The 13,523-nt window shown below is 37.0% G+C and carries 12 protein-coding genes and 1 pseudogene; 12 read left to right on the top strand and 1 reads right to left on the bottom strand.

Annotation, left to right across the window (positions count from 1 at the left end):
• The first annotated feature begins 50 nt into the window (after nt 1–50).
• The 12 genes and pseudogenes from QBE53_13115 (at nt 51) to QBE53_13060 (ending at nt 11,720) form a co-directional block, all read left to right on the top strand.
• Entirely contained in the window at nt 51–1,298 is a 1,248-nt protein-coding gene (locus tag QBE53_13115; GenBank protein WZL80735.1) for a hypothetical protein, read from the top strand.
• A 2-nt stretch (nt 1,299–1,300) separates the two neighbouring features.
• Nucleotides 1,301–1,936 carry a response regulator transcription factor gene (locus QBE53_13110; GenBank protein WZL80734.1) on the top strand — a complete coding sequence of 212 codons (636 nt, stop codon included), beginning with the start codon at nt 1,301–1,303 and terminating at the stop codon, nt 1,934–1,936.
• Nucleotides 1,937–1,944: 8 nt separating this feature from the next.
• A complete protein-coding gene (locus QBE53_13105) occupies nt 1,945–3,609 on the top strand; it encodes a histidine kinase N-terminal 7TM domain-containing protein (protein WZL80733.1) in 1,665 nt (554 codons plus the stop codon).
• 194 nt (nt 3,610–3,803) lie between these two features.
• A complete protein-coding gene (locus QBE53_13100; GenBank protein WZL80732.1) occupies nt 3,804–5,348 on the top strand; it encodes a hypothetical protein in 1,545 nt (514 codons plus the stop codon).
• A gap of 98 nt (nt 5,349–5,446) precedes the next feature.
• The gene (locus QBE53_13095; GenBank protein WZL80731.1) at nt 5,447–6,028 is read left to right on the top strand and encodes a helix-turn-helix domain-containing protein; all 582 of its coding nucleotides are present in this window, start codon (nt 5,447–5,449) and stop codon (nt 6,026–6,028) included.
• A gap of 129 nt (nt 6,029–6,157) precedes the next feature.
• A pseudogene (locus QBE53_13090) lies at nt 6,158–6,703 on the top strand (GNAT family N-acetyltransferase).
• A gap of 21 nt (nt 6,704–6,724) precedes the next feature.
• Nucleotides 6,725–7,231: an NUDIX domain-containing protein gene (locus QBE53_13085; protein WZL83313.1), complete on the top strand. Its 507-nt coding sequence runs from the start codon at nt 6,725–6,727 to the stop codon at nt 7,229–7,231.
• A complete protein-coding gene (locus QBE53_13080; protein ID WZL80730.1) occupies nt 7,228–7,983 on the top strand; it encodes a hypothetical protein in 756 nt (251 codons plus the stop codon). The genes QBE53_13085 and QBE53_13080 overlap by 4 nt, the downstream gene beginning before the upstream one ends.
• 13 nt (nt 7,984–7,996) lie before the next feature.
• Entirely contained in the window at nt 7,997–8,623 is a 627-nt protein-coding gene (locus QBE53_13075) for a flavodoxin family protein (GenBank protein WZL80729.1), read from the top strand.
• Between the two features lie 83 nt (nt 8,624–8,706).
• The gene (locus tag QBE53_13070) at nt 8,707–8,838 is read left to right on the top strand and encodes a hypothetical protein (GenBank protein ID WZL80728.1); all 132 of its coding nucleotides are present in this window, start codon (nt 8,707–8,709) and stop codon (nt 8,836–8,838) included.
• 68 nt (nt 8,839–8,906) lie between these two features.
• Nucleotides 8,907–9,083, top strand: a complete 177-nt coding sequence (locus tag QBE53_13065; GenBank protein WZL80727.1) for a hypothetical protein — start codon at nt 8,907–8,909, stop codon at nt 9,081–9,083.
• 426 nt (nt 9,084–9,509) lie between these two features.
• Complete coding sequence (locus QBE53_13060) at nt 9,510–11,720, top strand: hypothetical protein (protein WZL80726.1); 2,211 nt, start codon at nt 9,510–9,512, stop codon at nt 11,718–11,720.
• Between the two features lie 449 nt (nt 11,721–12,169).
• Here QBE53_13060 and QBE53_13055 read toward each other — a convergent pair.
• A protein-coding gene (locus tag QBE53_13055; protein ID WZL80725.1) for an IS3 family transposase occupies nt 12,170–13,311 on the bottom strand; the annotation gives its coding sequence in 2 pieces (ribosomal slippage) (nt 12,170–13,056 and nt 13,056–13,311; 1,143 coding nt in all).
• Nucleotides 13,312–13,523 lie beyond the last annotated feature (212 nt).

Below are 13,523 nucleotides of genomic sequence, written 5' to 3'. Positions count from 1 at the left end.
TATAATTAAAGAAGGACTTTCCTAACATTATGATGGAGAGGAGAAGGTATATGGGCGATGGAAGATATTACACCTATTTTCAGTTTTTTGATATAGTACTTTTGACCATGCTAACGACGGTATCGGTAGTGAGCGTGTTGTCATTTTATTACAAAAAAAACAAAGGATTGAATATTCTATATATTTTCATTCCTTCGATAATCATACTTTTATTTTTAATCGGTCGTGTTGTTGAAACCGTTATACCAAATCTTGTTTGGGCACTTGAACTTAGAAAAGTACAAGGTGTACTGTTGCTTGCTGCACTTATCTTATGCATACTCTCAAAAGAGGTTATAGAACGACACTATAAAGCTATTTGCTTTCTTATCCCACTTATGGGGTTCTTAGCGATACATTCAACCATTTTCCTCAAAACATATGATTTTCACAATATAATCTACATAGGAACATACAAAATCCTCGTTTTTTTGCTGCTCGTCGTCAGTTCTGCTTATCTGCTTTTAGAAAAAAAAGCGTATATATACAAAGGTATATGTATTCTATTGCCGCTAGGCATATATGTATATATGTTGATGTTAAATCACTCTGGGATATGTTATATGGAACTCGTACTTTCGCAATCGGTGATCGTCTATCTGAATATAATTTTTTCACTGAATTCGGAGCGTTCCAATGCACTATTAGCATTTGATAAAATAGGCAATATCAGTACCAACTATATATTTGTTGTCGATCATTGGAGTAAAGTCATCTACTCGAACCATGTAGCCAAACAATCTGAGTTTTTTGGAGAAGTCACAAAGATTAAAAATATATCTGAGATTTTTCAATGTGACTTTGTCCAAACCTATAGCCAACGGGGGCAAGCATGCATCAAAATCAAAAAAAAAGAGCAGGAATTTTACTTTTCCTATACCATAAAAAAACTACATCATCTTGAAAAAGATATAGGAAAGATTATCACGATTACCAATATTACAGAGCTGGTACTTTTGTTAAATGCTTTGGAAGCAAAGAAGAGGGAATCTAAAAAGCTGAACGATGAACTGAAAAATTACTCCAAGGTAGTCTATCATCTTGAAAAAGAAAAAACAATCAACAAGCTTTTAGAAGAAGTCATAATCAACCGGGACGAGCAGATGAGCTATTTGACAAATCTCATCAAGGATACCAAGGCGAAGATGGATGATAAAACCTTTGAACATTATATTGAGATATCCATAGACAAGAGCAATGAACTGCTTGAAGCGGTTAGAGATACAGTGACACACTATAGAGAATATTATGGAGGGTAAATATGATCAAAGTAATTTTAGTGGATGATCAGCAACTTCTAAGAGAATCGATTTCGATGCTTTTAGAAAGTGATGAGGAGATTAGTGTGGCAGCTATGGGAGAAAATGGTCACGAAGCCATAAAGCTATGTGAAGTCTATAGACCGGATGTTGCGCTTATTGACATTGAGATGCCAAAGCTTGATGGTGTTAGTGCGACAAAAATTATAAAAGAAAGGTATCCAGAGGTAAAGATTATCATCTTAACGACATTTGAGAATCCAGATAACATTATGGAATCATTTATCAATGATGCAGATGGCTATATCGTAAAAAATATTTCGCATAAGGATTTGGTAAGAAGCATCAAGTGTGTTAATAATGGGTTGACGGTTATTCATAAGAGTGTAAAACAGATAATGATGGATAGATTCAAAGGACTGAGTGAATATAAAAGTCGATATAAAGAGGTGCTGACGGATAGGGATATTGATATTATCAGGCTGATATCTGCAGGGCTTAGCAATAAAGAAATCGCAGCTGAACTTAATTTTTCTCAAGGGACAATTAAAAACAACATAAGCAAAATATTAGAAAAACTGGAAGTATCGGATCGGATGCAGATTGCTATTTTTGCTATCGAAAATGGGATTGTGTAGGTGAGTTTATGGAGTTGGGCGCTGAAGTAAAAGTGGCAACAATTGTTTTGTGGAATTTTGTCGCACTAATAATCAATATTGGTGCGCTTGTAATTATGCATATGAAAGCCAACAAAAACATAACCTTAAAAGCTTTTTTTGTTGTTCAAGCAGGAATGATTATATGGTTGGTTGGAAAAATATTCAAAACAGTCTCGCCAACAGTAGAGCTTAGGTGGTTTTTCATCGTTTTTTATTACCTTGGAATCTGTTTGTTGGAAGTCGCTTTTTTTGAGTTTGCATATATTTATCTCAAAGAAAAAAAGTTGGATAAAAAAGTAAAATGGATAATTTATGCAATAGGCTTCATCCAATTTGTCATCGTAGCAACCAATCCACTGCATTACAAATTCTACAGCATCTTTGACTTTTGGGGAGATGAGTTTGGTCCACTTTTTTATGTGCATGTCGTTATCAATTACCTCTTTATATTGACGGGCATGTTTATGTGTAGTATCAAGTTTAAACAACAGGTCAAAAATAAAAGTAAAATAGAACAAAACCTTATTTTTATGGCAATATTAGTGCCGCTGGTGTTTAATTTTATCTACATAACACGAATGCTTGAAGCGGTGTTTGACTATTTGAATATCCAGATTTTTGATACGACACCGATTGTATATACTTGGTCGATTCTTATCTTTGTCTATGCTACGTTTAAGTATGAGTTTTTTTATGTCAATCCGATTATGAAGCATGAAGTATCCAAAAAACTTGACAATCCTGTCCTTGTAATGGATAAGCGATATACCAAAGTCTATGCAAATGCAGAGTTTGAAAAAACAATGGAAAACGCCATAAAAACGATTATTGATGAAATCAAAAAAGGAAAAGACACAGTCATACAATTAGGCGATAAATATTATTACTATTGCTTGAATCAGCATAAAAGCTATGGAGGGATAAAATCTATTGTTTGCTTTACAGACATAACCATGTATGAAAAAGCCAAGGAAGAGGTTAATAAAGAGAATAAAGAGCTTGCTTTATCCAATACAAAGCTGGAAAATCAGATTGAGATGTTAAAGCAGACCTCACAAGTCGGGGCAAGAAATTACATGGCAAGAGAACTGCATGATATCTTAGGACACTCTCTTGTCGTTACCATAAAACTGCTTGAAGTAAGTCGATTATACTATAAAACCAATAGGCAACGAGCGATGGAGAGTTTGGATAATGCGGTTAAATCCATTCAAAAAGGTTTCGAAGGCATGAAGACGATTCAAGATAAAGACAATGCGCTGATATATAACACAACTGCTTTAGAAAAAGAATTAAAAAGTATGCTTACTATTGTTGCAGTAAGTGGAATTGAGGTGAATTTTTATTTGCGAGGGACCAAAATGCTATTAGATGAAACAATCTATGACACTTTAAAAAAGATTGTCACCGAACTTGTGACCAACACATTAAAGCATGCTAAAGCAACCCAGATGCTTGTATCCATAACCATTGCCGACAAAAGACTCATCTTACGGACGATGGACAATGGAAAAGGGAATCCATGCCTTACCAAAGGCAATGGACTCACAGGCATCGATGGAAGGGTAGAACTTGTTGGTGGAAGTGCAAAATATACAACAGCTCCGGAAGAAGGTTTTGTGAGTAATATATGCATTCCGTTTGAGATATAAGTTTTCTTGTTGAGTCCATACCATGACCCAGAAAAAGTGGCAATAACCATGTGGCTATAAATATTGGCTTTGTGACCAACCCAAAATGACTACTAGGATATGGCGAAGTAAGCTGAAGAAGTATATGCTTATACTGAACTTATCGAGAGTTTTTTTAAAGATTATTCTTAGTAGAAAGGGTAAAGGAGGAGACAATGAAAAAAATAGTGATGTGGCTAGGTGTACTTATGCTAATGCTTTCATGTATGGGATGTACACAAGATGAGGTGAAAAAAGTCGGACAAACCCTAACAGAAAAGGGGGGAGAATACGTAGAGCAAGTTGTTGCACAAGGCGTTAGTGGAACCAATCTTACAGCATGCGGTGATGCGTATAACGCACAGAACCTAAGCTATAATGTGTATGAAGTACAGTTAAGAGAAGATGGGAACACAAAGCACTTAGTTCTCAGTATGGAAGTGCTGAATAATTCGGATAAGGATATTAGTTTTAGTCCGATGACGCGATTAGAACTGCTTAATGCCAATGGTGAAGAATGTAGTTGGAATATGATGATTGGAAAGTTAGACGGAGTCATCACACCTAATAATAAGTTAAAGGGTGATGTGGCTTTTGATGTTACGGATATTGAAACGAGTGATTATACGTTGAGCATCGGTAATGATTTTGAACTTAATCAAGCGATTGCTATAACCTCAGAAGATATTGGCAAAACATACCCTGAAATATTTGAAACAATTGGTGTAGTAAGTGAATTCACTGTAGGGGTTCCGGTTTTATCTGAAAGGTTTGATATGGAGATTACGGAGGTTGATAGAAAGCCATCCGATAAGGAAGGTCTAGACATTTTGTTGATTACGTTGTCCATGACCAATAATGCTTCCGAGGCGTCGGCATTAGGTTTTGAAATTGATGGAGTATATACAGCAGAGGGAGAAGAACTGAATACGGCGGTCAATGAGTGGACGTTTACTAATTGGCCCATTGAAAGCAATACAACTGAGACGGGAATTGTATCCTATTATGTCCCAGAAGCGATCAACGATTTTTATATGACGGTAAGACCTAATATCAGCGACTTCAATAATTTGAACAATATTGTGTTTTCTGTAGAGCCGGCAACAGATGAGAATGGAACAAGCTTAATTAGTTCAATGGCTACTGAGCGACCGGATACATTGAGTGTAACTGCAGACATCACTGCGTTTGGCACTACAACAACGATGACGACATATTATGATGGCAATAAATCCAAAACGGAAGTGAGCATGCCAGACATGCCAATGAGCATCATGATTCATATTCCCAATCAAGAAGTTATGTATCAATATGTTTATGGGGAGTCTACAGGAGTTAAGATTACAGGAGCTACCCTTGAAGGCGCTCAACAGATGGGGATGATGATGGATACATCTATATTGGAGACGCTAGTTGATGGAGGGTCAGAGGATATCACCACGAGTATAGAATATATAGAAGAATTAGGTGGTAAAGAAGTCATCTATATTGAAGCGACCCAATCAGATGATGAAGTAGGGGAGATTCTTGTGAAGATGTGGTATTCAGAAAAATATGCTACACCATTAAAGTATCAAATAATTATGGGCGAGACAATTATGACCGATATGGTGGTAACAAAGATTCATGATAATGTAAAGTATAATGCAGATACATTCATGCCGCCTGCAGACATTGAATTTCAAGAAGTCGACATGGACACAATGATGCAAATGTGGTAATGAAGTTTGTCCTCAACTCTACGTTACGTAGGTTGGCATATCTGCCAAGATAACATAAAATATAAGAAACGAAGTCATGAGAAAGTTGAGGAACAAACATGAGTTATGTAACCGGAAAAACAATCAAAGAATTAAGAGAAAAGAAAAAATATACCCAGAGGCATTTAGCGCAGTTGCTTCAGATTAGCGATAAAACCGTATCAAAATGGGAAACGGATAGAGGTCTTCCAGATGTTAGTCTTATCAGTGGATTGGCCGAGGTCTTGGGGGTATCAGTAGCAGAGCTATTGATGGGAGAAGTCATAGAAAATGATAATCCTTCAGCCAACGTTAAAAAACTGAACTTTTACATCTGCCCCATATGCGGCAATGTAATTCAAAGTATAGGTGTAGGGTCTTACAGCTGTTGTGGCATTCACTTACCAGTGGCAACCGTTGAAGAAAACGATTTGGAACATGAGATTTGTGTCGAAGATATCGATGGAGAATATTATGTACATATGGAGCATCCTATGAGTAAAACCCATTATATTTCTTTTGTCGCTTTCGTCACGAGTAATCGTGTTGAGATGGTCAAGTTATATCCTGAACAGAATGTAGAGTGTCGCTTGGCAAAACGGGGACACGGATACCTGTATATCTACTGCAACAGACATGGTCTATATAGAACCATTATCTAGAAAAGAGGGTACTTAAAAAGTCAGTTTTCTACTGGCTTTTTTTTGTGTTTTCAGATAGAATGGATATTAACATTTTTGAGGAGTAGTATTTTTTAGGGAAAACAGGTGAAGAGTTAAGGAGGTAATCATATGCAACATCTAGGGACGCAGCGACTTGAAACCGAGCGGTTGATACTACGTCGCATTGAATTGACAGATGCTTTTGACATGTACCAGAATTGGGCGAGTGATGATGAGGTGACGCGTTATCTGACATGGCCTTCTCATGGGTCAGAAGCGGGATCGTATGCTTATATCGAAATCCTGCAAAAAGCATATGAAAGCAATCAATCCTATGATTGGGGAATTGAACTAAAAGCAACTCGGCAACTCATTGGGACAATAGGATCGGTGCGTTATGATGACAATGTTAAGTCTGCCCATATTGGATACGCTCTTGGACGTCCATGGTGGGGACAGGGCATTATGACAGAGGCTTTACGCGAGGTTATTCGCTTCTTACTGGTAGAGGTTGGACTTAACCGTGTAGATTCAAGACATGATCCAATGAATCCGGGCTCTGGTCGTGTTATGCTTAAGAGTGGGATGACCTATGAAGGCACATTAAGAAAAACTGATCGTAATAATCAAGGTATCTGTGACGCTGCATGGTATGGTTTGATTCGTGAAGACTATCTCAATGAAAAAGCAGAAGCGATGGACTGTGGATGGACTATGGGGCGACAGTGGTTTCGCTATCGGGCATGTGCGATTATTATTGAAGATGGATGCGTGTTATTTGGCAAAAATCCGGTGGATAACTATTATTATTCGATCGGTGGCGGTGTACATCTAGGAGAAAAATCTGAAGATGCGGTCCGACGTGAAGTGCTTGAAGAGACAGGCGTAGAGTATGCCATAGATCGTTTGGCATTTGTCCATGAGAACTTTTTTACAGGCACAGGGAGTCTTGCAGGGTATGATTGCCATGAGATTGCCTACTACTACTTGATGCAGCCAAGAGGAAGCCAAACGCTAAAAAGCAATAGCTACACCAACGGAGTTAAGGAAGAGATGCACTGGCTACCCTTAGATCGGATTGGAGAGTATCATGCTTATCCGAATTTTTATCAAGAACATTTACAAGACATATTAGATGGACAGGGCGTCAGACATGTGATGACAGATGTACGTGCACAGGCAGAGGAGAAAAAAGTATTATGAAACGTGCGAGGAACTTTTTTATATTTGTAATTATCGGTATCATTATAATGGTAACACTGCAACAGTTTATTGATTCAATGGCAATCATTATGGGAATTACGTATATACTTATGTTTGGAATGTTTTTGGGTAGTAGTATATATCGTCGTAGCAAACGCTTAGCGCTATTAAACGATGCTTGTGACCCAGAAGCCTTTTTGCAAAAGACCCTTAAGCAACAAGAATTAACAGGTAGTCATAAAAAAAGTGATGTGATTCTTAAGCTTGACCAAAGTGCGGCATATTTATGTATGGATAAACCCGATGAAGCGAGAAAACTGCTTTTAGAGATAGAGCAAAAATACATCAAGAATCCTTCCCTTAAGATGGTCTATGTCGTCAATCTTATTATTGCCTATTATGAACTGGGCGAAATTGAACAAGCAGAACGTCTCTATGAGCAGGAAGTCGGTCTCTTGCTACCCACAGGTAAGAAGATGCAAAAATCGATGCAGTTACTTACGGCAGAGCGATACTATTATCTAAAAAAATATCAAGCGTGTATCGATTATTATGAAGAACTCTTAAGTCAAAAAGACTTTGTAAAAGGTCTTCGAAATCGTCATCATGCAGGGATTGCTTATATCATGGCACTATCCAATCTACACCTTGGGCATACAGATACGGCTCATGAGCAACTACAACAAGTTATCGCAAAAGGGAACAAACTTGCAATGGTCCAAGATGCCAAGCAACGCTTAGCAGAGATTTAAGGAGGAGTATACAATGAAAGTCTTAATGGTAAACGGAAGTCCGCGAAAAGATGGGTGTACTTATACAGCACTAGAAGCTATGGCAAAAGTCTATCAGGACAAAGGTGTGGAGACGGAGATTATCCAACTGGGAAAGCAACCCATTCGTGACTGTACGGCGTGTGGGCAGTGTCGTAAGCTTGATAACGCCTGTATCTTTAATGATGATCCGGTCAATGCGTTTTTAGAGAAAGCCAAAGAGGCTGATGGTATTGTCTTTGGAACTCCCGTATACTATGCACATCCATCGGGACGCATTCTATCCTTTCTTGACCGTGTCTTCTATGCAGGTGGCAAAAGCCTAGCCAATAAGCCGGGGGCGATGATTGCTTCGGCTAGACGTGCAGGTACCACAGCGTCCATGGACGTCTTAAACAAGTACTTTACTATCTCTAACATGCCAATCGTCTCCTCATCCTATTGGAACGGCGTCCACGGCAACACACCTCAAGAAGTGCTTCAAGACCTGGAAGGTCTTCAAACAGTGCGTAACATTGCTATCAACATGACATGGTTGATGGAGTGCATCGCCCTCGGTCGCAAGCACGGCATAGAAGAGCCTAAGCTCTACAGTGGTGAACGGACAAACTTTATTCGATAAAAGTGGCATTCATTGTTGGAAGCGGATACAAAGTATGGTAAAATATTAAGCGAAGGGTAAATTATTGATGGGGGATAATCAAGATGCCAAGCTTAATAGCAATAGAGCAACCATTTATAACCAAAAAAAATATCACAACAACATATAGATTATATAAAGCATATAGACCAACGCTGAATAAAAGTATAGCCAAGGCATTACTATTTATTCCATAATGCAGTTGGTCTTCTTTGCGTATGAAAATATATGGTAGTGCAGGAAGATAGAGAGAAGAAAGAAGAAAGTGGGAAGCAGTGTTGGCGCAATGCGTAAACAGTGGAGTTATACGCAACTGATCCCATGGATTCTTGCGGAGGATGAACCGAATATATATTTTAGTATATCGATGCAAGAAGTGCTTGAAGAAGTAAGCTGTACCCGCAAGAATCAACGTACGCCTTATGAGGATTGCTGGAACTGACAGTTTGTCGGAACATAAAGAAGTCGTTGATAAACAAGATAAAGCTTGTCGCGATGACGTACATCAAAGTTATACCATCGTTCTTAACGAAGTACTGTAGTTTTAAGACTTATAATATAGCCGTTAAGAACTCAACGAAACGAAGGTGACGACTTATTCATCAACTCGATTCCGTGAGCGTCCAAACCGATGATAGCTATTGGATATTGACGCAATCGAGCTGAAGGATGAGATATGGACCACCTGAAGAGAATAGGATAAGCGGCGTATAACACCCAGTTTACGTCAAACAGATTGCAAACCGAGTCGGAATCGCATAGGGCGTTCGCAAGCTCACAGCCATAAGCTCATCCTGTAAGCGCCCTGTCGTCGTAAACTGGCGGTCCGTTATGCGAAGTGATCAACTAATTTTTGGAGGAGGAAAAGATGTTTAAAGTACATATAGATTTAGAGAACTGTTATGGCATCGCGAAATTAACACATTTGTTTGAGTATAATGACTCATTAAAAGCACATTTAATATATGCGCCTAATGGTGTTATGAAGACATCGTTTGCAAATACAATAGAAGACATATGTTTAGGTAGAGAGACGAAGGATTTAATTTATCCATCAAGAGTAACCAAAAGAGTTGTTAAGAAAGATAGCTTTTCTGGAGCAGATTTAAGAGATGATGAGATACTTGTGATTAATTCTTATTCAGAAAGTTATAAATCTGAGAATGTTATCGTATTACTCGCTGATGAGGATTTAAAGAAGGAGTTTGATAGGCTTCACGATGAAATCGAAAATAAAGTCGATTACTTATTCAAGTGTATTGATAAGCCTGCAGGAAAGCAGTCTTCTATTGGGTTGTTTGCAACTGATTTTGAGTTCAAACCTAAGGATGTCAATGAAAGCTTGGAGATGATATATGATGAATATCCTAAAGAAAATATAGATGATTTCTCTAGTTTTAAATATGGTAAATTGATTACACCGGATGCAGAAAAAATATTTAGTGATGAAAAGTTAAGAATGCTTATTAGAAAGTATATTGATTTATATGAGAAGTTGCTAAGTGAATCTAAGGTTTTTCAGAGTGATTTTAATCATACCAATGCTGAAAATGTTCTAAAATCTCTATCAAAGGATGGTTTCTTTAAAGCAGATCACCGAGTCGTTTTGAGTGGAAATGAGGTGTCCATTGGAGAAGATGAGTTCAAGGCTGTGATCCAAGAGGAAAAGAGAAGAATTATTGATAATGAATTATCAGCAGAATTCAATGAAATTGACAAGCTCCTGAGTAAGAACCAAGCCTTAAGATTCTTGAGAGAAACTATAAGAGATAACAAAGATATAATACCTGAATTAATGGATTTTGAAGAATTTAAGAGGAAATTATGGTTGTCATATTTGCTTATGAATTATGATGTTTTTCAGGATATGGTTACAACCTATAAGGCTAATAAGCTTAGAATTAAGGAAATTATTGAGAAAGCAAAAATGCAATCCTCAAGATGGCATACAGTTGTTAACGAATTTAATAGTAGATTCAATAATATGCCATTCGAAATTATTATTGTTAATAAAGAAGATGTTGTATTGAGAAGTGAAGTTCCATCAGTAACGTTTAAATATAAGAATAGGGGTGAAGAAACAGTTATCACTGAACAGCAATTGATTTCTAGACTCAGTAATGGCGAGAAGAAAGCTCTATATCTGTTGAATATTCTGTTTGAGATTGCAGCTAGGAAAGAGATAGGTAATAAAACTCTTTTGGTGTTTGATGATGTTGCAGATTCATTCGATTACAGAAACAAGTATGCAATTATCGAGTATCTTAAAGATATCGTTGAAGAGCATTTGTTTTATCCAATTATATTGACTCACAATTTTGATTTCTATAGGACTGTTGCAGGTAGGCTAAATATTAAGAGGAGTTCTCACTTTGTTGTACGAAGTGAAGATGAACTTATACTAGAACATGGTCAATATTTTGAAAATGTTTTCGATTCATGGAGGAATCGAGTTTATAAAGATAATATCATTTATATTTCAGCAATTCCATTTGTGAGAAATATCATAGAATATACAAAGGGAAGACACTCACAGTTGTATAATCAGTTGACGAATTTACTGCATATCAAGAACAATTCAGCGGAGGGGATTAAGAATACCAATGATATTCTTATTAGGGATTTAATTGACATATATTGTGCTGCTTGGGGAAGAGATATATCTAAGTTTGAGCAGCGTACTGATGAGAGCGTAATTAACTTAATCAAGAGTGAATCAGAGAGGATTATTACTAATGATATTCGCAGGGAACAGATCGAATTTAAGATTACTTTATCAATGGCATGTAGACTTCTTACGGAAGAGTATATGATAAAAAGAATAGATGATACTTCAGCGGTTAATCAGATTCCTGGAAATCAAACCAGAGAATTAAGAGGGCTGATTACCTTTGACTCAACAGATGAAGATAAAAAGGTTAAGGAGATTATTGATAAGGTACTAATAATTACATCTGAGAATATACATATTAATTCGTTTATGTATGAACCAATTGTTGATATGTCTATAGAAGAGATAAAAAGATTATATCTATCAGTTAAAGGTCTATCAGAAACTACCGTTAATCACTTCGCATAACAGCGAGTTGACAACATGGACAGGAAATTGGAAGAATGTCCACGTCGTCAACTCACAGGACGTTAGCTAACATTATAAGCTTTGCTTCGTAACCTAATAAATATATTAAGGAGAAAACAATGGATATAGAGGAAATGAAATTTATTATTCAAAGAATTGATACTTCCATATCAAATACAAATACAAAATCCACAATAGTTTTGGGAATTAATACCTTTATAATAGGGGGCATGGTAACTAACTATAGTATTTTAGAAAATATTGCAACTAGCAATTGTTTTATACGTTTTCTTATATATTGTAGCCTTGTTAGTATCATAATATCTGCATTACTTTCACTATATTCTATATATCCAATATTTAAGTCTAAGAAGAATATAAACGAAATTGATACAGCAATGTTTTTTATGACTATATGTTCTAGTCAAGCAAAATTGTCATACCAGTGGCTAGTTTGAATGTCTCATTTCAAATGGCGTCTTACCACCGTTATATGAGTGTGGTCTACGATGGTTATACCAATCGAAGATGTATTCATAGATGCCTTGGTTAAGATCTTCATCGGTCTCAAAAGAGTACTGATATACGAACTCTGTTTTCAATGTATTATAGAAACGTTCCATCGGAGCGTTGTCATACGGATTGCCGGCTCTGCTCATACTTTGAGTAATCTCATTATTAGCACAGTAGGCAATGAAATCCCTTGAGGCGTATTGCGACCCCTGGTCGCTGTGGAGAATCAATTCATCCCTTACAGGATTTGCCTCTAGTGCAACCTCCAAGGTCTCTATGGCAAGGTTAGAATCAATCCATTTACTGTTGAGACTAGCTATAATACTGCGGTCATATAGGTCGATAATGCTACAATTGTAGCGTTTAGAACCATTCTTCAGACTAAGGTATGTAAAATCGGTACACCAAACCTGATTAGGCTTTGCAGCAGTAAAGTTTTGTCCTAACAGGTTATCAAAAATGTGATGCTGATAACCTTTGATATACGGATTCTTCTTGCGACGTACAATGGCTTTAATGCCTATTTCACGCATGTATGAATAAACGGTACCATAAGAGCACTGAATCCCTTTACGGTTCAGTAAATCGCAGATCATTCGGTAACCAATGGCTCCGTTAAGTTCGTGATACACATCTTTGATCTGTTGCTTCAATGTTTCTTTTTGCTGACGATAGGCTGCTTTGCGGTCTTTTAGGTAATTGTAGTAGTCATTTGGGTAAAGGCTAAGTTTATTTAGCAACCAGTTTACGCCAAACTCTAGATGATACTCACGAATAAACTCGTACTTCTTTAGTCGATTTCCTTCGCGAAGAATGCTGCTGCCTTTTTTAAGAAATCATTCTCTTTCTTGGTCTCGGCAAGTTCCTTCTTCAAGCGTTGAATTTCAAGCATTTGATTTGTTTCGCTTTGTAACTGTGGGTTGTTCTTGCATTCTTCACGGTGCTTATTCAGCCAATATCTGAGTGTGCCATTACCTAAGTTGTATTCGTCGCTTAAACTTTTGATGGTTCTTCCTTCTTCAAGATGAAGACGGATAATTTTGTCCTGGAGGACCTTATCATATTTGTTATTTGCCATAATCGTAACTCCTTTTCAAGTTTGAATTATATCATCAAACTCGCTCTTGGTGTTACAACTTTATTGTATCAGAACAATAGCAAAAAAGGGACATCAATACTATAAAGAATATATATCATCAGATGGGTACTCATTTGAAGATGATATAGTAAGTCAGATAGTTGAAGTAGCTAAGATTTCAACTGATAAACATAATATCCTGAGAGCATCAA

It is taken from the genome of Vallitaleaceae bacterium 9-2 (genome assembly GCA_038396585.1).
GTDB lineage: Bacteria > Bacillota > Clostridia > Lachnospirales > Vallitaleaceae > UBA1351.
This window is presented reverse-complemented; position numbering and strand designations above follow the sequence as displayed.